The sequence below is a fragment of the Nocardia coffeae genome, from assembly GCF_019890715.1.
In the GTDB taxonomy this organism is placed as follows: domain Bacteria; phylum Actinomycetota; class Actinomycetes; order Mycobacteriales; family Mycobacteriaceae; genus Nocardia; species Nocardia jiangxiensis.
Genome location: NZ_JAINZY010000013.1, coordinates 108423 through 132330, shown reverse-complemented (window position 1 = coordinate 132330; position 23908 = coordinate 108423). Strand labels below are relative to the sequence as shown.

Annotated in this window: 15 protein-coding genes; 8 read left to right on the top strand and 7 right to left on the bottom strand. The window is 68.2% G+C overall.

The window, feature by feature from the left end:
- Positions 1–3 precede the first annotated feature (3 nt).
- On the top strand, positions 4–513 hold the full coding sequence (locus K7711_RS35780) for a DUF3291 domain-containing protein (RefSeq protein ID WP_222975299.1): 510 nt from the start codon (positions 4–6) through the stop codon (positions 511–513).
- Positions 514–544: 31 nt separating this feature from the next.
- Here K7711_RS35780 and K7711_RS35775 read toward each other — a convergent pair whose 3' ends face one another.
- Together K7711_RS35775 and K7711_RS35770 are read right to left on the bottom strand one after the other, a co-directional pair.
- Complete coding sequence (locus tag K7711_RS35775) at positions 545–3169, bottom strand: bifunctional acetate--CoA ligase family protein/GNAT family N-acetyltransferase (protein ID WP_308015113.1); 2625 nt, start codon at positions 3167–3169, stop codon at positions 545–547.
- Positions 3170–3266: 97 nt separating this feature from the next.
- Positions 3267–4511 carry an acetoin utilization protein AcuC gene (locus K7711_RS35770; protein WP_222975297.1) on the bottom strand — a complete coding sequence of 415 codons (1245 nt, stop codon included), beginning with the start codon at positions 4509–4511 and terminating at the stop codon, positions 3267–3269.
- A gap of 246 nt (positions 4512–4757) precedes the next feature.
- On the opposite strand from K7711_RS35770, the gene K7711_RS35765 reads away from it, so the two are divergent.
- Both K7711_RS35765 and galE read left to right on the top strand, forming a co-directional pair.
- The gene (locus K7711_RS35765; RefSeq protein WP_040823761.1) at positions 4758–5444 is read left to right on the top strand and encodes an iron-dependent transcriptional repressor DtxR; all 687 of its coding nucleotides are present in this window, start codon (positions 4758–4760) and stop codon (positions 5442–5444) included.
- Positions 5445–5447: 3 nt separating this feature from the next.
- Complete coding sequence (galE, locus tag K7711_RS35760; protein ID WP_222975296.1) at positions 5448–6428, top strand: UDP-glucose 4-epimerase GalE; 981 nt, start codon at positions 5448–5450, stop codon at positions 6426–6428.
- A 26-nt stretch (positions 6429–6454) separates the two neighbouring features.
- Here galE and K7711_RS35755 read toward each other — a convergent pair whose 3' ends face one another.
- Together K7711_RS35755 and K7711_RS35750 are read right to left on the bottom strand one after the other, a co-directional pair.
- Positions 6455–7651, bottom strand: coding sequence for a DUF4192 domain-containing protein (locus K7711_RS35755; RefSeq protein ID WP_222975294.1), 1197 nt, complete (start codon positions 7649–7651; stop codon positions 6455–6457).
- A 176-nt stretch (positions 7652–7827) separates the two neighbouring features.
- The gene (locus K7711_RS35750; protein WP_308015102.1) at positions 7828–8550 is read right to left on the bottom strand and encodes a DUF5642 family protein; all 723 of its coding nucleotides are present in this window, start codon (positions 8548–8550) and stop codon (positions 7828–7830) included.
- Between the two features lie 321 nt (positions 8551–8871).
- Between K7711_RS35750 and K7711_RS35745 the strand changes: the two genes are divergently transcribed.
- The 5 genes from K7711_RS35745 (at position 8872) to K7711_RS35725 (ending at position 15559) form a co-directional block, all read left to right on the top strand.
- Positions 8872–9828: a proteasome assembly chaperone family protein gene (locus tag K7711_RS35745; protein WP_222975292.1), complete on the top strand. Its 957-nt coding sequence runs from the start codon at positions 8872–8874 to the stop codon at positions 9826–9828.
- A gap of 84 nt (positions 9829–9912) precedes the next feature.
- A complete protein-coding gene (locus K7711_RS35740; RefSeq protein WP_222975545.1) occupies positions 9913–12420 on the top strand; it encodes a DEAD/DEAH box helicase in 2508 nt (835 codons plus the stop codon).
- Between the two features lie 158 nt (positions 12421–12578).
- On the top strand, positions 12579–13697 hold the full coding sequence (locus K7711_RS35735) for a type III PLP-dependent enzyme (RefSeq protein ID WP_222975290.1): 1119 nt from the start codon (positions 12579–12581) through the stop codon (positions 13695–13697).
- Between the two features lie 8 nt (positions 13698–13705).
- The gene (speD, locus tag K7711_RS35730) at positions 13706–14923 is read left to right on the top strand and encodes an adenosylmethionine decarboxylase (RefSeq protein WP_222975288.1); all 1218 of its coding nucleotides are present in this window, start codon (positions 13706–13708) and stop codon (positions 14921–14923) included.
- Between the two features lie 189 nt (positions 14924–15112).
- Positions 15113–15559, top strand: a complete 447-nt coding sequence (locus K7711_RS35725; protein ID WP_222975286.1) for a hypothetical protein — start codon at positions 15113–15115, stop codon at positions 15557–15559.
- Positions 15560–15580: 21 nt separating this feature from the next.
- Here the strand turns inward: K7711_RS35725 and eccCb are convergent, their stop codons facing one another.
- From eccCb to K7711_RS35710, 3 genes are all read right to left on the bottom strand, one after another.
- A complete protein-coding gene (gene eccCb, locus K7711_RS35720; RefSeq protein ID WP_222975284.1) occupies positions 15581–19945 on the bottom strand; it encodes a type VII secretion protein EccCb in 4365 nt (1454 codons plus the stop codon).
- Positions 19938–20306: a hypothetical protein gene (locus tag K7711_RS35715; protein ID WP_222975282.1), complete on the bottom strand. Its 369-nt coding sequence runs from the start codon at positions 20304–20306 to the stop codon at positions 19938–19940. Before K7711_RS35715 ends, eccCb begins: the two co-directional genes overlap by 8 nt.
- Positions 20307–20406: 100 nt before the next feature.
- Positions 20407–23892 carry an indolepyruvate ferredoxin oxidoreductase family protein gene (locus K7711_RS35710; protein WP_222975280.1) on the bottom strand — a complete coding sequence of 1162 codons (3486 nt, stop codon included), beginning with the start codon at positions 23890–23892 and terminating at the stop codon, positions 20407–20409.
- Between the last annotated feature and the right edge of the window lie 16 nt (positions 23893–23908).

Here is a 23908-nt window from a genome sequence, read left to right as displayed (position 1 = left end):
GTCATGTCCGGCCATCACCTCGCCCAAGTGAACATCGCCCTGCCGCTCGAACCACTCACCTCCGCGCGCCTGTCCGGTTTCGTCGCCGCTCTGGACGAGATCAACGCGCTCGCCGATGCCGCACCCGGTTTCGTCTGGCGATTGCAGACCGAGGACGGTGACGCGACCGCCATCCGGCTCCTCGACGACGACCGGCTGATCGTCAATATGAGCGTCTGGTCCTCGATGACATCGCTGACCGAATTCGTCTACCACAGCGACCACGTGCGGATCATGCGTCAGCGCCGCACCTGGTTCGAGACCATGTCCGAGGCGTATCAGGCACTGTGGTGGGTGCCGGCCGGCCACCTGCCGACCGTGGCCGAGGCCGAGCAGCGCATCACCCACCTGCGTGCGCACGGCCCGACCGAATACGCCTTCACCTTCCGCAGCTCGTTTCCGTCCCCCTCGGCGACGGAACCTTCGACGTCGGATATCCGGCAGGCCGGTCAGGACCTGACCTGCCCGGCCTGATCACCACACCGGCACCCGGTCGGCGCCGCACTCATCCCAGGCGGCGCGGACCGATATCGAAGTGGTTGGGCTCGGGCCCGATGCGGACGCGGCCGTACAGCACCGCGGCCCCCTCCGGTGAGGCCAAAATCGGCTCGACCGCCAGCTCGCGTACCTCCGGCAGATCGTCGCACATCGCCGAAATACGTTGCGCCAGTTCGGATAGTGCGCTCTTGTCCACCGGTTCGCCGATGGTCCTGCCCGACACTCCGGTTCTGCCTTCCAGCAGCGGGGCGGCGCGCGGGGCATCGATGAGTGCGATCGATTCCCCCTCCGACAACGGAAGGGCACGATAGACGCGGTCGCCCAGCAGATCGATGATCGTGCCGGACAATCCGAAGCTGATCACCGATCCGAATGACGGATCGTCCTGGACGCGCAACACACAGCCGACTCCCTTGGTGGCCATCCGCTGAATGTGCACGACCGCATTGCTCGACACCTCGGCCAGGTCGGCGTAGGCACGCTGCACCGCCGAGGGCCGCCACAGATCCAATCGCACACCGTTGAGATCCGAACGGTTGCGCCACAGTTCACCGGTGGCCTTCGCCGCGACCGGATAGCCGAGTTCCTCGGCCGCCGCCTCCGCCGCCGCGGCATCGCGAACCTCACGGAACTCGACGATTCCGATGCCGTAGCAGTCCAGCAGCTGCACCGCCTCGAGATCACCGAGCCAGTCCCCCTCGGGGGAGCGGACCATCCACTGCTCCACCAGATTTCGCGCCCGTTCGGTATCCAGCCCCGCGGGCCGCCGGGTCGTCGAGACGGGCGTGTTGCGCCACTCGGCATAGCGCTGCACGCGGCCCAGCGCCCGCGCCGCGCGCTCGGGGTCCGGATAGGACGGGATGGACCCGCTCCTGACCACACCTCCGGTCCCTCTGGTGGCGAGCAGATTCGGCATTCCGTGATCGGCGACGAACGTGGTCAGCACCGGCTTGGCGACGGCGGATTCGGCACCGGATCGAATCGCTTCGGCGTAGGCGGGCACTGCCGTCGGCACGGGCGGTGCGAAGATCACGATCACCGCGTCGACTTGTTCCGAGGCCACGGCAGCCGCCACAGCCGTGAGGAAGTCCTCGGGTCCGGCCTGCGGCCCGAGATCCACCGGATCACGCACCTCGAGCTCCGCGCCACGGGCCGCGTCCACCGCCAGCCAACCCAGGGCGGCGCTGTTGCCGATCACCGCGAGTCGCGGCCCGGCGGGCAGCGGCTGATAGGCCAGCAGCATCGCGCAGTCGAACAGTTCGGAGATCGTATCGACCTGCACGATTCCCGCCTGCGCGAACAGATCTCGCTCCACCGAGCGTTCCAGCGAGGAGGGCGGCGTGGTGCGGGTGGCATTGCGGCCGCTGCTCACGGCCACGATGGGTTTCGTGCGCGCGACCCGCCGCGCGATCCGGGAGAACTTGCGCGGGTTGCCGAACGTCTCCAGATACAGCAGCACCACATCGGTATCCGGGTCGCTGTCCCAGTACTGCAGCAGATCGTTGCCGGAAACATCGGCCCGGTTACCCGCCGAGACGAAGGTGGACAACCCGAGCCGTCGCGCGGCGGCCTCACCGAGGATCGCGGCGCCCAGCGGCCCGGACTGGCAGAAGAATCCGACCCGCCCGCGCCCCGGCATGACCGAGGCCAGCGTGGCGTTCAGCGAAACAGCCGGATCGGTGTTGGCGATGCCGAGCGCGCTCGGGCCCACCACCCGCATACCGTGTCCGCGGGCCGCGGCAACCAGATCGCGTTCGGCGGCATAACCCGCCGGACCGGTCTCGGAGAAACCCGCGGTCAGCACCACGAGTCCCTTGACTCCCTTGGCCATACAGTCGTCGAGCACGGCGGAGATCTCCGCGGACGGCACCGCGACCACGGCCAGATCCACCTCGTCCGGGATGTCGCGCACGGTGTTGTACGCCCGCACGCCGCGCACCGAGCTGCGATTCGGGTTCACCGGGAAGACCGGGCCCTGGAACACCCCGGACAGCAGATTCGCCAGCACCGCACCACCGACCCGGCCCGCGGACGGCGTGGCGCCGATGACCGCGATCGACTTCGGGTGCAGCAGATTGCCGACACTGCGGGCCTCCGAGGCCCGTTCGCGCGAATCGCGCACCGACAGCAGCGCTTCGGTGGGATCGATGGCGAATTCCAGATGCAGGACCGACCCGTCCCGGCTGCGTTGCATCTGATATCCGGCGTCCCGGAAGACCGTCACCATCGTGTTGTTCTCGGCGAGGACTTCCGCGACGAAGGTCTCGATATCGTTCTCCGCTGCCGCACCCGCGAGATGTTCGAGCAGAATCGAGCCCAGACCGCGGCCCTGATGTGCGTCGGCGACCACGAACGCCACCTCCGCCGCGCGCGGCCCCTCCCGATCGGAGAGCAGTTCGTAGCGGCCGACCGCGATGATCACCTCACCCAGCTCGATCGCCAGACCGACCCGATCGTGATAGTCCACATGGGTGGTCCGGTAAAGATCCTTGGGTGTCATCCGCGGATAAGGGCCGAAGTAGCGCAGATAGCGGGTCCGGTCGGACAGGCGCGCGTGGAATTCCTCCATCGCCGCGGCATCGTCGGGGGTGATCGGGCGCAGCCGCACCACGCCGCCGTCCGAGGCGAGCACATCGGCGAGCCAGTGTTGCGGCGGGGGCGGCGGACTCTCTGGTGTGTCGGGCCCGAATTCGGCGAGCCAGGCGGGCGGGGGCGGGGTGTGCTCGGTGTCAGTCACGAGGGTCCTCCGGATCCAGGCCCAGCAGCGGGAACGCTGCCCGGCGCGTGGCCAGTACGGCGGTGTCCACCGCGCGCTGCGCCCGGTCGGCGCGCGCGTCACCGGAATCGGGTGCACCGCCCGGACCGTCCCAACGGGTGAAGTCCGGCGCGATCCCGTCGCCCATGGTGCGCGGCGGTTCCACCGCGGGCGCGTAGGCGCGCACCTGGGCGAACCAGTCCGCGGGGATCTCGGTCGCCGGATCGATATCGCGGTCCAGCACCGCGGCCAACAGATGGGTCCAGGCCCGCGGCACCACCCGGACCAGGCCGTACCCCCCACCGCCGACAGCGAGCCAGCGCCCCTGCGCATATTCGTCGGCCCACCCGCGCATCGCCCGGAACGCCGCGCGCTGCCCGTCGACGCTGAGCTCCAGATCCGCCAGCGGGTCCTCGCGGTGGGTGTCGACACCGCATTGGCTGATCAACAACTGCGGCCGGAAGGCGGCCAGCGCGCCGGGCACGACGGCGTGAAATCCACGTAGCCACTGAGCGTCCCGAGTGCCGGGCAGCAGAGCGAGGTTGACCGCCGAGCCCTCGGCCGCACCCGCGCCGGTCTCGTCGGGCCAGCCGGTATTGGGCCACAGGGTCGCCGGATGCTGGTGGATCGAGATGGTCAGCACCCGCGGATCGCCGTAGAAGGCACGCTGCACGCCGTCGCCGTGATGGACGTCGACATCGACATAGGCGATGCGATCGAAACCGTGGTCCAGCAACCACGAGATGGCCACGGCCACATCGTTGTAGACGCAGAACCCCGCGGCCGAGTCGGCCATCGCGTGATGCATACCACCGCCGATGCTCACCGCCCGGCGGGTGCGGCCCGCGGCGATCTCACCCGCCGCGGCCAGTGTGCCGCCGACGATCACCGACGCCGCCTCGTGCATGTGCGGGAACACCGGATTGTCCTGTGTCCCCAACCCGTACGGTGCGGTGCTCGGGGGTGGGACGCCCGGCGCGGCGGGCACGGCGCGGCGGACCGCGTCCAGGTAGGCGGGTGTGTGGATCCGCAACAGATCCGTCTCGTCCGCGGTCGAGGGCGCGAGCGTCTCGACGCCCTCCAGCAGACCGAGGCCGCGCGCGAGCGCCATGGTGAATTGCAGCCGAGCTGGTTTCATCGGATGTTCCGGAGTCCAGGTGTAATCCAGGAACCGATCGGTCCACACGACCGCCGGGTCGTCGGGCAGTGCGCTTGCCATGAATGTCACGCTAATGCACCTCTGCGCCGGGTCGCCGTGCTGTGACCCACAACCGAACACGGGAAGGGACGGCCCCTTTTTGTCGTTGCTATGCAGTACAAATGCTAGGCAGTGCGGCGCGCCGGGTTCCGCCGCTGTCGGGCCGTGCCCGGGTAGCCCGGCGTTTCCGCAGCACAAGCCGAATATCCTCGCGCACCAATCCGCGACCGCGCGTGGGTAGAATCTTTGCCGACGAAGGGGTAACAGGTGAAGGATCTGGTCGACACCACGGAGATGTATCTCCGTACCATTTACGACCTCGAGGAGGAGGGTGTCACACCGCTGCGCGCACGCATCGCCGAACGCCTCGAGCAGAGCGGCCCGACGGTGAGCCAGACAGTTGCCCGCATGGAACGCGACGGGCTGCTGCTGGTCGCGGGTGACCGCCACCTCGAGCTGACCGACAAGGGCCGGTCCATGGCGGTCGCGGTGATGCGCAAGCACCGCTTGGCCGAGCGGCTTCTGGTGGACGTCATCGGACTGGACTGGCAGAACGTGCACGCCGAAGCGTGCCGCTGGGAACACGTGATGAGCGAGGACGTCGAGCGCCGTCTGGTCGAGGTACTCGACAACCCCACCACTTCCCCGTACGGCAACCCGATTCCGGGCCTGGACGAGTTGGGCGTGCTCGCCGCGGGTTCGTCCGAGGAGAAGCTGATCCGGCTGTCGGATCTGCCGCCCGGACAGATCGTCGCGGTGGTGGTTCGGCGCCTGTCCGAGCACATCCAGACCGATCCGGAGGTCATCGGGCAGCTCCGCGAGGTGGGCGTGGTGCCCGATGCCCGCGTCACCGTCGAGACCCGGCCGGGCGTGGTGGTCATCTCGGTGCCGGGTCATGGTGGATTCGAATTGTCGGACGAGATGGCGCATGCCATCCAGGTGAGGCTGGTCTGAAATATGAAACTTCTGGTCACCGGAGGCGCGGGCTATGTCGGCGGCGTCTGCGCCCAGGTCCTGATCGAGGACGGTCACGACGTGGTCGTGGTCGACGATCTGTCCACCGGCAATGCCGAGGGCGTGCCCAGCGGTGCGAAATTCGTCGACGGTGATATCGCCACCGTCGGCGTGGAACTCGTCGAATCCGAATCCTTCGACGGTGTCCTGCATTTCGCCGCGCAATCGCTGGTCGGTGAGTCGGTGCAGAAACCGGAGAAGTACTGGCACGGCAATGTCGTCAAGACACTCGCCCTGCTCGAGGCGATCCGCCGGTCCGAAACCCCACGGCTGGTGTTCTCCTCCACCGCAGCGGTGTACGGCGAGCCCGAGCAGGTGCCGATCACCGAAGCCGCCCCGGCTCGGCCGACCAACCCCTACGGTGCGTCCAAGCTCGCGATCGACCACGCCATCACCTCCTACGCGGTGGCGCACGGACTCGCCGCGACGAGTCTGCGCTATTTCAACGTCGCCGGCGCCTACGGCGGGCTCGGCGAGAACCGTGTCGTGGAAACGCATCTCATCCCTCTCGTACTGCAGACCGCGCTGGGCCACCGGAAGTCGATCTCGGTCTTCGGCACCGACTACCCGACCGACGACGGCACCGCGGTGCGCGATTACATCCACATCCGGGATCTGGCGCAGGCCCATCTGCTGGCGCTCGCGCAGTCCCAGCCGGGCGAGCATCGCATCTTCAACCTCGGCAGCGGGACGGGTTTCTCTGTGCGCCAGGTCATCTCGGCCTGCGAGCGGGTCACCGGGCGGGAGATCGCCTCGGTCGACACCGCGCGTCGCGCGGGTGATCCCGCGGTCCTGATCGCGTCGAGCGAGCGCGCCATCGCCGAGTTGGGCTGGCAGCCGGAGCACAACGATCTCGACGAGATCGTCACCGACGCTTGGGCTTTCCTGCAGTCGCTGGGCGACCGCGCACACAGCGCCCGATAGCACCGCACCCGACCCGCCCGCGCCCCTCACGGCTGTAGCCAATCGGCCCGCAGGTCGAACTCGACCCCCAGTTCGGCGGCCTTGGCGCGGCCGCTGTAGGCCAGTTTGCGAACCTCGCGCGGCGGCATGCCCGTACCCAGCGCGGTATCGAGCAACCGGGCGACGGTGTGGTCGGGATCCGATTCCAGCGCTGCTCGCAGGGCGATTCCGGCGAGCACGCCGTCGCCCCGGGTGTAGGCGCTGTAGCCGAAGAGGGTGGCCGCCTCGGCTCGATCCGACCCGGTCAGCACCCGGCACAGTTGTGCCCACAGTCGCGCGGCGGCCTCGGCCCGATGGCCGCCCGCCAGCGCGAACGCCGCGTCACGCACGGTCGGATCTCGCAGTGCGACAGCCGTTTCCGCGAGAGCGCGGGCATCCACGGTGCCCTCGGAGGCCAGTGCCGCCACCCGATCGAGAACCCGGTTCAGCAGGGACCGCCGGTAGCGATCCAGCTCGTCGCGGAAGATCGCGGTCCGGAATCGTTGCCCCGCCAGTATTCCGGCCCGGTCCACCTCCGGCCGAACTTCCTCGCACAGCTGTGCGTCCACGGCGACCAGGCTTTCCAGATCCTCGCGCGAGGCCTTGATCCGATAGCCGTCCACCGCCTCGGCCAGGGCGATCGGCGAGGCGGCCGGATCGGATTGCACCCCGCCGACCTCGGGATCCACAACGGCCCACCACGGCTGTCCGGCAGCGAGTTCGCGAACCGCCCACACCTCGTCCAGTGCGATGTGCTCGGCGGCCAATGCCCGTTCGAGGGCACGCACCAGGTAGCGATGTCGGCCCGACCGCACACCCGGCTTGCCCGAATGGGGTGCTCCGGCGCGATCGTCGACGATCAGCGCCAGCACGGCGATGGTGTTCTCCCGCACGCACAGTGCGGTCAGCTGGGTGGCCAGCCGCGCCCAGCCGCCACGGCCGGGCGGCTCCAAGTCGTGGCGCGCCACCGCACTCAGCGCTGCCGGACCGGCCCCGCCCGGCGGCCGGCGCAGCAGATACACCACAAGCGATCGGCGCGGGACGAATCCGAGCAGAGCGGGTACCGCGGCAATGCATTCGCACGGATCGTCGGCCCGCAGGGCGGGCCGCTCGCGATTCGCGCCCCGGGCGGGATCAGCGGGTGGTTCGGCCGGGGTCCCGGCGAACTCGTCGTCGGCCGGTGTGGGTTCGATGGCGGTCGTCATGCATCCGACGATGACCTACGGCCGGTTCCGCGAAACGTCGGCGACCTGGGCGTTCACCAGGCCTGGGGAGAACTGCCGAACCTGTGCACCACACCGTCGGCGGGGTCGCCCGGAACCCATTTCCTGTCGGAGCCTTCTGCTACGGTCCCGAACGGGCAGGCTGGGCGCGTGCCGTGTCAGCGCTGGCCGACGTCCTGCACCGTCGCGGTGAACACCTGGTCCAGCGCCGTCATATCGGGTTTGTCGTCGCCGAAGGTCAGGTAGGTCGCGATGATTCGGACATCGCCGATCTGCGCCGCGAGGGTGCGCATCGAGCGGGTCAGTCCCGGACCGCCCCGTTGACCACTCACCGTGCGACTCCAGGCGAGCGAATCGTCGGCATTCACCGGCGCGGCCGGATCCAGTTGGGTGACAACGGTATTGGTGACCGGCCCGTGCTGCGCGCGCACCGTCCCGCACTGCTGCAGCAAGGTGCGCAGACGCTCGAGCGGGTCGGTGGTACGGATCAGCTCCACGGTGATGCTCGCGCGGGTGTCGTCGTCGGTGCCGACCGTCGCCGCGATCCGCTGCGGATCGGACGGGGCCGAGTCCGCACAGCCCGGCGGATCGACCGTCGCACCGGAGGGAATGCCGCGCAGATCCGCATCGGCGCCGAGGGCATCCGGGCCGGACAGCACCACGGGCGGGTACGTGTCGGGAAACTGTGCGGCGGTCGGCAGCATCGCTCCGAGATCGGCGGAGATATGCCGGATCACCGTGGCCTGCGGCGATTCGACATCGGGATGGCCGGACACCGTCGAGCCGCACGCGGTCAGCAGCAACCCCAGCGCCGCGCACCCGGCGACGCCGCCGCGCCCGAATCGGCGCGGTCGCGGATCCGGAGCCTCCGGCACGTTCACTCGGCACACTATGCCCAATGCTCGCACCCGGTCTCTGCCGCCACGCCGGGGGCGCGCCGAGGGCGTGCGCGATCGTGACGCAGCCCGGCCGGATCGATCCGACGAAACCGAGATCCGGCGCACGATCGCGGAATGAGATCGCCCGGCGGCATGTTGTCAGGCAGGCATGGCCTCGCGAAGCGAGACCGACGGCGTCGCCCCGGAACGGTATGAGGGACAATGGAAGGTGGTCCGATGGAGACCACATCGGCAGGCGGCGCACGGTTCGCCACCGCCCCGCCGCCGACCGGTTGTGGCGGACCACCCAGGAAGGAGTAAGCGATGGAGGACTACGAGTCGCGAATGTACGAACTGGAGTTCCCCGCTCCGCAGCTGTCTTCCGACGACGGCGCGGGTCCGGTGCTGGTACACGGCTTGGAAGGCTTCACCGACGCGGGGCATGCGGTACGCCTGGCGACCACCCATCTGCGGGAGAGTCTCGAGGCGGAACTGGTGGCCTCCTTCGATGTGGACGAGCTGCTGGACTATCGCTCGCGCCGTCCGCTGATGACGTTCAAGACCGACCACTTCTCCGATTACGCCGAGCCGGAGCTGACGCTGTGGGCCGTGAAGGACACCGCGGGCACCCCGTTCCTGCTGCTGGCCGGGCTGGAACCGGACCTGCGCTGGGAGAAGTTCGTGACCGCGGTGCGGTTGCTGGCCGAGCAGCTCGGCGTGCGCCGCACGATCGGGCTGAGCGCGATCCCGATGGCGATCCCGCACACCCGCCCGCTCGGCGTCACCGCACATGCCAGCGACCGCGACCTGATCGGTGAGCATCAGCGCTGGCCGGGCGAGTTGCAGGTGCCGGGCAGCGCCTCGTCGCTGCTGGAGTTCCGGATGGCCCAGCACGGCCACGAATCGATCGGATTCTCGGTGCACGTCCCGCACTATCTGGCGCAGACCGCCTATCCCGAGGCCGCGCAGACCCTGCTGGAGAACGTCGCCGACAACGCCGGCCTGGATCTGCCGCTGGCGGCGCTGGGCGAGTCCGCGGCGCGGGTGCGCGAGCAGGTGAACGAGCACATCGCGGGTAATACCGAGGTGGAGACGGTCGTTCAGGCGCTCGAGCGGCAGTACGACAGTTTCGTCACCGCGCAGGAGCGGCAGTCCAGCCTGCTGGCCAGCGATGCCGATCTGCCGACCGGTGAGGAACTGGGCGCGGAATTCGAGCGTTTCCTGGCCGAGCAGTCCGGATTCGGCGATTCGGACACCCCCGAGAACGGCGACCTGCGCTGAGCGGATAACCGCCGCGTCCTGGCCCGACGGCACGCCTCGGGGGCCGTGCGCGTGGCGGACGCGGGCGGAGGCAGAATGGGCACAGTGCAGCTGTCCGAACTGATCCCCGACCGTGCCGTGCCCGACGTGGATCCCGATTGGCTGTTCGAGTCGTTCTCCGGCTGGGCCTCCGACCAGGGCCTGACGCTGTATCCGGCGCAGGAGGAGGCGCTGCTGGAGTTGATGACCGGGGCCAACGTGATCCTGTCGACCCCGACCGGCTCCGGTAAATCCATGGTTGCCATCGGCGCGCACTTCGCGGCGTTGAACACCGGGCAGCGCAGCTACTACACCGCGCCGATCAAGGCACTGGTCAGCGAGAAATTCTTCGCCCTGTGCGAGGTGTTCGGCGCGGATCGGGTCGGCATGGTCACCGGTGACGCCGCGGTGAATCCGGATGCGCCGATCATCTGCGCGACCGCGGAGATCTTGGCGAATCTGGCCCTGCGCGAGGGTGCGAATGCCGACGTCGGCCAGGTGGTGATGGACGAGTTCCATTTCTACGCCGATCCGGATCGCGGCTGGGCGTGGCAGGTGCCGCTACTCGAACTGCCGCGGGCTCAATTCCTGCTCATGTCGGCCACTCTGGGCGAGGTCGACTTCTTCGCGAACGATCTGCACCGCCGCACCGGACGCCCGACCGCGATCGTCAGCGGCACGGAACGCCCTGTGCCCCTGATGTTCTCGTATGTGCGCACGCCGATCACCGAAACTCTGGAGGATCTGGTCACCACGAGTCAGGCGCCGGTGTACGTCGTGCACTTCACCCAGGCCGCCGCTCTGGAACGCGCCCAGGCGCTCACCAGCGTCAACTTCGCCTCGAAGGCGGAGAAGGAGGCGATCGCCGAGGCGCTGGGCGGATTCCGGTTCGCCACCGGGTTCGGTAAAACCCTCTCGCGGCTGATCCGGCACGGGATCGGCGTACATCACGCCGGAATGCTGCCGAAATATCGGCGCCTGGTGGAGCGGCTGGCCCAGGAGGGTCTGCTGAAAGTGGTGTGCGGCACCGACACTCTCGGCGTCGGCATCAACGTGCCGATCCGCACCGTCCTGCTGACCGGCCTGACCAAATTCGACGGGGTGCGCACGCGCCGGCTCAAATCCCGCGAGTTCCATCAGATCGCCGGACGCGCCGGCCGCGCCGGATACGACACCATGGGCACGGTCGTGGTGCAGGCCCCCGAGCACGAGGTGGAGAACGCGCGTCTGCGCGCCAAGGCCGGCGACGATCCCAAGAAACAGCGCCGGGTACAGCTGCGCAAACCGCCGGAGGGCTTCGTGTCCTGGTCGGAGGAGACCTTCGATCGATTGGTCGCCGCCCAGCCCGAACCGATGGTGTCGCGGTTCCAGGTCACCAATGCGATGCTGCTCAACGTCATCGCCCGGCCCGGCAACTGCTTCGACGCGATGCGGCATCTGCTCGAGGACAATCACGAGCCCCGCCCGGCGCAGCGCAAACATATCGTCAAGGCCATTCGCCTGTACCGCGCCCTGCGCGATGCTGGAGTCGTGCAGCAACTCGACGAACCCGATGCCCTCGGCCGGCGCGCACGCCTGACCGTCGATCTGCAGCGTGATTTCGCCCTCGATCAGCCGCTCTCGCCGTTCGCCCTGGCCGCACTGGATCTGCTGGACGACGCCTCGCCCACCTACACCCTCGACGTGGTCTCGATCATCGAGTCGACACTCGAGGATCCGCGCCAGCTGCTGATGGCCCAGCAACACAAGGCGCGCGGCGAGGCCATCGCGGAGATGAAGGCCGACGGCATCGAATACGACGAACGGATGGAACTGCTCGAAGAGGTCACCTGGCCCAAACCGCTGGCCGACCTGATCGAGCCCGCCTTCAAGACCTACCGCGGCGGCCATCCGTGGGTATCGGAGTTCACCCCCTCACCCAAGTCCGTGGTGCGCGAAATGATCGAGCGCTCACTGACTTTCGCCGAACTGGTGAGCAACTACGAGCTGGCTCGCTCCGAGGGCGTGGTACTGCGCTATCTGGCCGACGCCTATCGCGCGCTGCGCCGCACGGTACCCGAATCCGCCCGTACCGAGGAGCTCGAGGATCTCACCGAATGGCTGGGTGAGCTTGTGCGCCAGGTCGATTCGAGTCTGCTGGACGAGTGGGAGCAGCTCACCAACCCGGGTGCGGAGAACGATTCCGAGCAGCTGGCGTTCGGTTCGGAGACGGTCCGGCCGATCTCCGCGAACGAGCGCGCCTTCCGGGTTCTGGTGCGCAACGCCATGTTCCGCCGCGTGGAACTCGCGGCCCTGGGCCGTTGGGCGGCACTGGACGACCTGGACGACGGCCCGGACTGGGAAGCCGAGCTGGACCCCTATTTCGCCGAGTACGACGAGATCGGCACCGGTCCGGAAGCCCGCGGGCCGCGGCTGTTCCAGATCGAACAGCGGCCGGATCTGTGGCGGGTGCGCCAAGTGCTCGCCGACCCGGCCGGCGACCACGGCTGGTCGATCGATGCCGTGGTCGATCTGCCCGCCTCCGATGCCGCCGGCGAGGTGGTGTTCGACGAGGTCACGGTGAGTGCGGGATGAGTACCGCACAGCCCGCCGCCGCGCCCGCGCGCAGGTGATCGAGGCGTCCTCGCTCCAGTTCGTTTTCTACCGCCTCCCGCTGATACGCTCTCGCTCGCTGTCCGCCGTGGGAGGCTGCCCGGAAGAAAGAGAGTTCCCTCAGATTGTTCGGTCCACACGTGCCCGAGTCGCCCTGCCTCGTCATCGACCTCTCCCGCGTACGCGACAATTTCCGCGCGCTGCGATCCGCGCTGAGCGGCCTGGGGGACCGTCATCCGACGCGAATTCGGTTCGCGGTCAAGGCATCTCCCATGCCGGAGATCATCCGGCTGCTCGCCGCCGAAGGCGCGGAGTTCGATGTCGCCAGTATCGGTGAGATCGAGCAGTGCCTCGAGCTCGGCGTGGATCCCGCGGTGCTGAACTACGGCAACCCGATCAAGAAGGCCGCCCATATCGCGGCGGCCTATGCCGCGGGCGTGCGCCGCTACGCCTTCGACACCGAGGACGATCTGACCCGGATCAGCGAGTACGCGCCGGGCGCGGAGGTGGAGTGCCGATTCCTGGCCTCGACGCCGCAGTCACGCACGCCGTTCGGCACGAAATTCGGCTGCGCACCGGGTGAAGCGGTGCGACTGCTGGTACGCGCCCGCGATCTCGGGCTCGTGCCGGTGGGCCCCTACTTCCACGTCGGCTCGCAGCAGCTCGATCCGTCCGCCTGGCGGATCGGCATCGAACAGGCCGCCGCGATCACGGAAGCGTTGGCGGTCAAGGACATTCCGGTGCGATCGGTCAACATCGGTGGCGGACTGCCGATTTCGTACGCCGATCCGGCGCCGGAGCTGTCCGAGCTGGGTGCGGTGATCGCCGAGACGGCCGCGCGCCACCTTCCCGAGCACACCGACGTCGTCGTGGAGCCCGGCCGCGCCCTGGTGGGCAGCGCCGGAGTGATCCACGCCGAGGTCGTCAACGTGCGCATCGCGCCGGACGGGCGGCGCTGGGTATACCTCGACATCGGCCGCTACAACGGAATGGCCGAGACCGAGAACGAGTACATCGCCTACCGGATCGTGACCTCACGAGACGGAGACGCAGCGGACGAGGCGGTGATTGCCGGTCCGACCTGCGACGGGGACGACGTACTCTATCAACGCACGCGGGTCCTTCTCCCGACCACGCTGCGAGCCGGCGATCCCGTTCGGATCCTCGATGCCGGCGCATATACGGCGAGCTATTCGTCGGTGTCCTTCAACGGTTTTCCGCCTTTGACTGTTCATGTCATGGGCGCTGAGCGAGAGTGAGTTCAGCAATGACGGCAGAATTCACCGGCTGGCATGTGCTGGCCGAGTTCGGTGGTGTCGACACGGCCCTTTGTGACGATCTCGAACGCCTCGAGGCAGCCCTTCGAAAATCGTTGGTCGCCGCGGGGGTGACCATCTGCGAAGTGGTGCACAAGAAGTTCGACCCGCAGGGGGTCACGGTGCTGGCGCTGCTGTCCGAATCCCATGCGTCCATTCACACCTATCCGGAATCCGGCGACATCTTCGTCGACGTGTTCACCTGCGGAAGTATCGGGGCGGGCGCGACCGCGGCGGTGGAGTTGCTGCAACAGGAACTTTCCCCCGCATCGGTGCACACCGAGGTGATCCGGCGCGGGCGCGGCGGTCGGCGTATCCATGAGCCGGTCGGCCCCGGCACGACCCGGGTGTGGAATCTGCACGACGTGATCGTCGACACCCGAACTCCGTTCCAGCACATGGTGATCGCGCGCACCGAGCAGGGCGTGAGCCTGTTCTCCGACGACGACCGCCAATCCACCGAGTTCTCCCAGCTGACCTATCACGAGGCCATGCTGGTCCCGGGGTACGCGCTGGCCGAGAAGCTGGATCGGGTGCTGATCGTCGGTTCCGGCGAGGGCGTCGCCTCGCAGATGTCGGTGGCCGCGGGCGCGTCGATCGTGGATCACGTCGATATCGACCGGCAAGAGGTGGAGTTGTGCGCCGAGCACCTCCCGTACGGATATTCTCCGGCGGATCTGGCCGAGGCGGTCGCGCGGTCGGGCCCGATCAAGATGCACTTCGCCGATGGCTGGGACTTCCTGGCCGAGGCCGAGGCGGCGGGTGTGCGATACGACCTGATCTGCATCGATCTGCCCGACGAGCGGGTCGAGGAAGCACAGCACAACCGGTTGTACGAGGACGAGTTCCTCCAGCGATGTCGCGCGCTGCTGTCCGAGGGGGGTGTACTGGCCGTCCAGGCGGGTTGTCAGACCATGTGGCGCAACGAGACGCTCGAGCGTTCCTGGGCCCGGTTCCACGACCTGTTCCCCACGGTCGTGCCGTACGTCAGCGACGAGCACGAGTGGACCTTCCTGTTCGGCACGCCGAAGATGATCGATGATCCGGTGGCGAAGATGACCGAGACCCTGCCGCGACTGCCGTACCGCGCCGAGACGGTCGACGCGCGCGCATTGATTCGCGGCGCGATCGAACCGCATGCGCTGCGGTCGCCGGTGGGCGTCGGCTGAGACTGTCGCACAACCGAATACGAGCCGCGCCCCGCCGGATCATCCGGCGGGGCGCGTCGGATTTCACGGGATCACCGCACGCGCTGTCGGTCGGGCAGCAGGCGTATCCGTCATCTGTTCACGTGCTGCTCGCCGAGTCGACCTGCTCGAGTTGGCGGCGAAATCACCCGGTTCGCAATACCCTGGAGTATGCGCACTTTCGTCCATCTCCTGCTGCTGGTTTGTGCTGTCGCGGTGGCGGTGGGAACCTTCGGGCCGCTCATCGGCACGGTCGAGGCCCGGCATGTGCCACTCACCGAACTACGCGACGGGTTCCCCGCCGGTCGCAGCCTCGAGCAGATCCAGGCCCAGTCGGTCAGCCTGCAGACCTCGCTCGCGGTGGTTCTGCTGGCGGTCGCCGCGGTGCTCCTGCTGGCCACCCTGTTCGGCTCACGTCTGCTGGGCTGGCTGGGTGTCCTGGTCGGCCTGGCCTCCCTCGGTGTGCTGGCCTGGCGTCTGGACAGCTCGTTCGACAGCCGGATCCGCAACGACTACCACACCCTGTTCAGCGGTACCTGGGGGTTGTACGCGGTGGGTGGCGGATTGGTCGTCGCCCTGCTGTGCCTGCTCGCACCACGTGAGCGGCGAGGATTCTGAGAGCCGTTCCGCCACATCCCGTTATTCGGATGGTGGTGTCCAGGCGGTCTGGACGAGTTCCACACGCCTGCGGTCGATGAGCATGCCGCGTCCAGGAGGCATGGGCGTGGGTTTGATCGACGCGAGCAGCGCACCTTCGTCGCGGCTCCCACTCATGATCAGGCCGGTCGAGCCGAGGTCCCGCAGCGAGGCGAGCACCGGTTCGTACAGGGCTCGGCCCGCTCCCCCGCTGCGCCGGGCGATGATCAGATGGAAGCCGATATCGCGTCCGTGCGGCAGCAGCTCTCGGACCGCTGCCACCGGATTCTCCGAGGTGGTGACGACCAGGTCGTAGTCATCGATGACCACATACACCTCCGGTCCGGTCCACCAGGAACGGTCACGCAGTTGTTGCGGTGTCACATTCTCTCCGGGGAACCGCTTGCCGAGCAACGAGACCAGCTCGTTCAGCATCTTGGCGAGGTTCGGTGCGCTCGTCACATAGCCGGACAGATGTTCCGACTGCACCTCTCCGAGCATGGTCCGCCTCAGATCCACCAGCACGATCTTCGCCTGATCAGGGGTGTTCGACCCGCAGATTCCTCGCACGAGCAGTCGCAGCAGATTCGTCTTGCCCGATTCGACATCGCCGAAGACGAGCATGTGCGGGGACGCGGAGAAATCGACGAGAACCGGGGCCAGATCGGACTCGTCGAGACCGATCGGGAAACTCAGGCACGCCTTGCCAGGATCGCCCCGCCGAACCCTGTCGCCGGCCCGGAGCAACATCTCCTCGCGAGTCACCCACACGGGCAGCATGCGCACCTCGGGGGCACGCAGATCTCCCGACCGAGCGCCGATCTCACGGATCGCCGCGGCAATGCCCTCGGCCAATCCCGCCGGGTCGGCACCGGTGTCGAGGCGCGGTAGAGCGATGAGCATGTGCAACCCGTCCGGCGTCAATCCTCGGCCGGGCGAACCCGCCGGCACCGCGAGCGCCTGGCGACGTCCCAGGATCGAATCGGCGGGCTCACCGAGCCGGAGTTCGACACAGCAGCCCAACTGATCCTTCAGCGCGGGCCGGAAGGTCGTCCAGCGGCTTGCCGCCAGCACGATATGCACGCCGAAGGCCAATCCCCGAGCGGCGATCTCGGTGATGCCCGGCTCGATCGCCTCGTAGTCCTGACGGACGGCCTCGTACCCATCGATCACCAGGAACGCGTCACCGAACCGATCACCACCGAGCGGGTCGGCAGCCCGCTGTTCCGGGCCGGCATCCACCAGTTGCGCCTTGCGCCTCCGGAATTCGTTCATCGAGATGCCGAGCTGCGCGAAGAGTTCCTCCCGGCGCTGAATCAATGCCGTCAGCTCGGCGACGGTGCGCCGCACCCGATCCGCGTCGTGACGGCTCGCCACCGAGCCGACGTGCGGCAGCCCGGACAACGCGGCCAGCTCACCGCCGCCGAAGTCCAGGCAGTAGAACTGCACCTGATCAGGGGTGTGTGCGATCGCCAAGGCCATGATCAGAGTGCGCAGCGTATTCGTTTTGCCACACTGGGGACCACCGACGACGGCCACATTTCCCTGGGCGCCGTTCAGGTCCAGGTGCAGCAGCGTCCGAGTGTGCAGCCGCGGGGTGTCGACGATCCCGATGGCGGCCGGACGCAGGCCGGGCATCCGTTGCAGTGCGACGGGCAGCGGCGCCGGTAGCGGCGGCACCAGGTCGCCGACGGCCGGCGACACGTCCAGCGGAGGCAGCCAAATCTGGTGAGCCGGTCGCCTCCCGACACCGGCCATGGCGTGCACCAGCGACATGTGCAGCGGAAGGTCGGCCATCTCGATCACACCGCCCGTGTGATCGGCCGGCTCGGCCCGGGAACTGTAGGCGCCGACGAATCGAACCAGTTCGGCCGACGGATGCGCCTTCAGATATCCGCTCCCCGGGATGCTGGGCAGGTGATAGGCGAGCGGTGCGTCCAGCACGACCCGCGATTCGTTGAGCGAGTAGGTCTTCAGAGCAATGCGGTAGGACAGGTGAGCGTCGAGGCCGCGCAGCGATACCTCGTCCAGCCGCTGACTCGCGAGCAACAGATGGATGCCGACCGAACGACCCACGCGACCGATCGTCGTCAGCACGCTGATGAAATCCGGTGCCTGGGAAAGCAACTCGCTGAACTCGTCGATGATCACGAACAGCTCGGGTACCGGACTCAGCGGCGCCCCCGCCGCGCGTGCCTGTTCGTACTGCTGGATGGTGGCGTAGTTTCCGGTGGCGCGGAACAGTTCTCGGCGCCGGTCGAGCTCGCCGGTGAGAGCATCCTCCAGTCGCTGCACGAGCGACAGATCCGCGGACAGGTCGCCGACGTATCCGCCGCGGTGTGGCAGCCCGGAAAAACCACTGAACGTTCCGCCGCCCTTGTATTCGATCAGCAGGAAGTTCACCTGCTCGGGAGAGTGTTCCAGCGCGAGCCCCAGGACGATCGTCCGCAGCAACTCCGACTTCCCCGAACCGGTTGCGCCGATGAGCAATCCGTGCGGGCCCATCCCCTCTTCGGCGGCCTGCTTGAAATCCAGCATCACCGGCTGGCCGGCGCTGTCGATCCCGACGGGGATCCTGAGCCGGTCAGCTCCGTACTTCGGCTGCCACCGGTGGTCGAGTTCCGGATCGGCGGGATCGGCGATCCGGTACAGCGCCGCGAAATCATTGTCGCCGTCCAAACCCGCGCCGGGCACGGGTACGACCCCCTCGCCCCGGTGCGCGAGGGCGACCCGGGTGACCAGATCCGCTGCGCCATCGGTCATCTCGGGCAACACGACCGCCTCGTCGGGCAGGTCCCGGATGTCGGGGAGCGCGATCCGGAAAGGCCGCCGGGCCGCCAGCGCCCATCCCGGACCGTCCGGCAGGCGCATCGCACGATCGCGATCCACGTGGGATTCCTCCGGGCGATGCAACCGCAGTTCGATATGTGAGGAGATCAGATCCGCCAACCACTCCGGGACGTCGCGCCAGTCCCGAACGGTGGCGACGACGTGGACCGCGTACTCGGGGCCGGTACCGGCGATCTGCTTGAGGGTCGGGCCGATATCCGGCAGCAGGCCCGCGAACTCGTCCCAAGGATCCAGCAGCAGGAACAGATCCGGCACCGGACCGTATCGCAGTGCCGCGCGGACCGAACGCAGGCTCGTGGGCGAATCGATCGACTGCTCCCGATACAGAATCTTGCGTGCGCGGATCTCCGCGACGATCTCCTGGAGCAGCAAGGCCACCTTGTCCGGTTCGTCATCGCCCACCACCCGGGCGACATGCGGCAGCGCGCGCAGCGATCCCACCCGATTGCTCGACTCGAGCGCCATGATCCGGACCTCGTCGGGAGTGTGGGTCAGCGCGAGCGATCCGACGAGTGTGCGCAGCAGCGTGCTCTTGCCGCTGCCGGCCCGTCCGACGATCAGCAGGTTGCGATCGGCGCCGGAGAAATCGAGCCAGACGGTCTCCCCGGCGCCGCCGTCCGGCTGACGCTGCTGCCCGACCGGAACCGTCAACCTCCCCGTACCCCACCAGTTCTCCGCGCGCAGGCCGTAGTCGGGCGTGTGTTCGAGCCGCCCCAGCAGACTGCCCAGCGCGACCCGGTCACCGCCGTCCACCACAGCGGGGAGTCTGCGGCGGGTCCGGGCGATGTGCACCTCCTCCTGCAGCACTCCGTAATGACTGGGCGTCTGCCGGCTGGTCCGGCCGCGCACCTCCGCGCTGACGTAGCTCCACAAGCTGTGCGTGTTGACCACGCCGGTGCCGTTGTCGGCCAGACCGGTCGCGATTCCCTTGACGACCGCGGAGGTGAACACGGACAGCGGCGCCGACCGCTCCGCGCCGCCGTCCCCGGCGACCTGCACGGCCGTGGCCGCGGTCAGCACGCAGATGCCCTCCCCCGCGGCCAGTTCGTGCCCGACGTCGTCGACCGTGGGCTGGGCCTTGATCACATCGCCGCCCAGGAACGCCCCGCTGTAACAGCAGTCCAGCAGGATGATCTTCGCCGCGGCCGCGGACTCCCGGATGAGCTCCTTGATGAACGACGCCGATACCGCCGAACTGCTGATCAGCTGGGTATCGGTATTGCTGGTCGCCAGATAGAGGTTGTGGCGCGTGCGGATGCCGTGGCCGGAGAAGTAGAACAGTACGACGTCCTCGGGCCCCGCACCGCGGAACAGTCGCTCGATGCCGCGCTCGATCTCGGCTTTCGACTCGTTGACCAGTATCTCCGCCGGGGCGAAGGCGCCGATCTCCGGATCGCGCAACAACTCGCGCAGCTGGGTCGCATCCGACACCGGCGCATGCAGCCTGGGAATGCCCGGCGAGTGGAACGTGTCGTTGGCGACGAACAGGGCCAGTCTGCGACCGGTCGGGCTAGTCATCGCGCAGAACGTCGCGCAATCGCTCGATCAGACCGTCGACCTGCTTGTCGGAGGGGCGTTCGACCACCACCTCGAGCTTTCCGTTGCGAATCGTGATCGAATCCGCGCGGGTGCGATCCAGGAATCGGATGACCACGTCCCGAATCATCCACGCGACGGTGCCGAGCGCTCCGCTCGACACCGCCAACTGCCCGATCTGCAACGCCACATCGGATTTCGTCCCCGACTCCCCCGACCCGGTGACCGCGCCGACGGCCAGCCCGCCGATCTCGCGCAGATCCTCGGCCAGTTCACCCGCTAGCTGGTCCAGTTCCTCCGCGTCGCCGCGACGCGTCGCGACGATGAACACCACTGCCGACATCGGCGCCCTCCCTCGTTCACCGCGTACGCGGTTCCCGCACACTCTATCCCGCCCTGTCCGCGCCGACACGGACAACGATCGCGACGGAACGACCAACCGCTCACGGCAGGGCGGGCGGCTCGATGCCCAACTCCCGCAGGCGATCACGGTAGGTCTCGACGTTCGCGAGCTTGATCTGCTCGTAGCCGCGGATCACATCCGGCAGGGCCGCGGCCTCGACGGCGCGGTCGTAGTCGCGGGACAGGGTTCGTGCCAGCGTGTCGATCATCTCCGTGTAGTGCGCGAGCAGGGCGCGTTCGACGCGGCGGACATGCGCGTACCCGAAGGGGTCGAATGCGGTGCCGCGCAGGCGCTTCGCCTTGGCCAGCAGGCGCAGGGCCGCATGGCTGCGGGGGCCCAGGCCGATCTTCTCGGTGCGGCCCAGGGCGCGCAGGATGGGCGGATGCAGCCGATAGGTCAGGTTCGCGCCATCGGGGACGGCGGCGGCGACCTCGTCGAGGAAGCCCGGGTCGGTGAGTCGACGAGCGACCTCGTACTCGTCCTTGTAGGCGGTGAGCTTGTACAGCCCGCGCGCGACCTGCTCGCTGAATTCGGTGCGGTCGGTGGCCGCGCGCTCGGATTCCCACACCCGTTGCACGAGTGCGAGGTACTCGCGGGCCACGCGTACGCCCCCGAAACCGATGAGCTCGCCCGCGCGCCGCTCGACCAGACGCCGGGTCTCACCGGTCACGCTCAGACCGGCCAGCAGCTCGGCGGGAGCCTGCGGGGCGGTACGGCCACCGGACCGAGGTGTGGTCGCGGCCGCGAATGCGTCGGGGCGCGCCACCGCCGCGCGGCCCCACCGGAACGCCGCGATATTGGCGGCGACCGCGACGCCGTTGATCTCGATGGCCTCCTCGATCGCCGCAGCGGGCAGCCGCAGCCCGCCGACCTGGTATGCGGCGCCGACCAGCAGGAAGTTGGCCGCCGTGGCATTGCCGAACAGCGTGTGCGCGGCAGCCAGGGCGTCGAACGAGGTCACCGAGCGTGATGCCCCGGACAGCCGCCCGAGCAGATTCTCGGTCTCCGGATACCGGACCGCGCCGTCGTACACCATCGCACCGGTCGGCGTCCGGCTGGTCGAAGCCACCGAGATCGTCTCCTCCGCCGACCCGTAGGCCAGATTCTTCGCATCGGCCGCGGCGAGCAGATCGAAAGCCAGAATGCAGTCCGCCGAGCCGGGCGTGAGCCGGTTGGACGGCTCGAGCGCGGTCGTCGCGAAACGCATATGGGACACCACAGGACCGGCCTTCTGGCTCAACCCGATCTGATCCAGGCCCGCGACCTGGTATCCGGCGCGCATGGCGGCGGTGGCCAGGACCTGGTTGACGGTCACGATGCCGGTACCGCCGATTCCGGCCAGCAGGACATTCTGTGTGACGTTCGGCGACTCGACGCGCACCTCGGGCGACGTCGGCGGTTCGGGTCGAACCTGCTTGCGGCGCTGCGCCTTCCGTGACGTCGCCCGGCCCGGTTCGGGGGCCTCCACCGTGACGAAGGACGGGCAGTCGCCCTTCAGACAGCTGTAATCGGTATTGCAGGAGGTCTGATCGATCCGGGTCTTGCGGCCGAATTCGGTGTCCACCGGCTGCACCGACAGGCAGTTGCTCTGGACGCCGCAGTCGCCGCAGCCCTCACAGACCGCCTCGTTGATCACCACTCGGGTGCGCCGCACCGGCAGGGCGCCGCGCTTGCGCTTGCGGCGGGCGTCCGCGGCGCAATGCTGGTCGTAGATCAGCACCGTGACGCCGGGGATCTCGCGCAGCATCCGCTGTGCCTCGTCCAGCCGATCCCGATGCCACAGTAGGGTTCCCGGCGCGAGGTCACGTTTACGGTACTTGTCCGGCTCGTCGGCGCACACGACGATCCGCCGCACCCCCTCATCGAGGAGTTTGTGCGTCAGCCGCGGAACCGCCAGTGCCCCTTCGGCATCCTGCGCTCCGGTCATCGCGACCACATCGTTGTAGAGCAGCTTGTAGGTGATGTTCACCCCGGCGGCGATACATGCCTGCACGGCCAGCTGCCCGGAGTGGAAATACGTTCCGTCGCCGATGTTCTGGAACAGATGCGGCACATCGGTGAACGGGGCCTGCCCGATCCACTGCGCGCCCTCCCCGCCCATCTGAGTGAGCCCGACCACCTTGCTGTCCGTGCGATCGGACATGGTCACCAGGGTGTGACAGCCGATTCCGCCCCCGGCCAGGGAACCTTCCGGCACCGCCGTGGACCGGTTGTGCGGACAACCGCTGCAGAAGTAGGCGGCGCGCCTGGCGGGCAGAACCGACAGAGACAGCGGTTGTGGCAGTGGACGTTTCAAGTCCAGGTGACCGTCCAGCACGCGGCGCAGCGGCGGCAGGATCCGTCCGGTGGTGAGTTCACCGTCGGAGGCGAACAGCGGAAGGCCCGCGGCATCGCGTTTGCCGAGAATCTGCGGGGCGTCCGCTGAGCCGTACAGGATCTCGCGAATCTGTGTCTCGACGAAGGCGGTCTTGTCCTCCACCACGATCAACCGGGACAGTCCCGAAGCGAACTCGCGGACCCGTTCGGGGGCAAGCGGATACGGCATTCCGATGCGCAGTAGCCGCACCCCGGCACGCTGCAGCGCCGCATCGTCCACGCCGAGATCGGCCAGGGCCTGACGCATCGCGTCGTACGCGGTTCCGGTTGCCGCGATACCGATCTCGGCACGTTCGGGATTCACCTCGATGACGTTTAGATCGTTGAGCGTGCTGTACGCCAGGACGGTCGCCCAGCGCGGACCGTGCAGATCGGCCTCGGCGAGCAGGCTGTCCGCGGGCGCACCCATCGGCCGCTGCCGGTAGGTGAACGGCTCACCCTCCCAGGAGATTTCGGGGACGACGATATCGATCTCGCCGATCGTCGCGGGCACCGTCCACGCGCCGTCGGCCACGTCGGCGACGATCTTCAGCGCCACCGGACACCCCGAGGCCCGCGACAACGCCACACCGTGCAGCCCCATCGTGACGATCTCACCCGCGTTGCGCGGGAACAGCACCGGAATGTTCATCGCGGCCAGCGACCGTTCCGAAGCCGCGGGCACCGTGGAGGACTTCGCCGCGGGATCGTCACCGACCAGCAGCAATACCCCACCCCGGGAATTGACGCCGTACACCGTGGCGTGTCGCAACGCGTCGGTGGCGCGATCGAGTCCGGGCCCCTTGCCGTACCAGACGCCGACGACCCCGTCGTGCGTGGAATTCCCCGCGGGCAGATCGGCCTGGGAGCCCCAGACCGAGGTGGCCGCGAGTTCCTCGTTCACGCCCGGCACGAAATGGATATCGTGCTCGGCCAATACATCGGGCATCTCGCCCAGCATCCGGTCCACCCCGCCCAGCGGCGAGCCCTGATATCCGGAGACGAAGGTGCCCACCCGTCTGCCCGCACGCAGATCCCGGACGTGCTGTTCCACCAACTGCCGCGCGATCGCCTGCACTCCGGTCAGGACTACGGTTCCCGCACCGACTCGATACCGGTCGGCGAGGTCGTACGGTGCTGGGATCAGTTCGCGATCGGCGAGCTCGGTCATCAGTTCCACCCGTCCG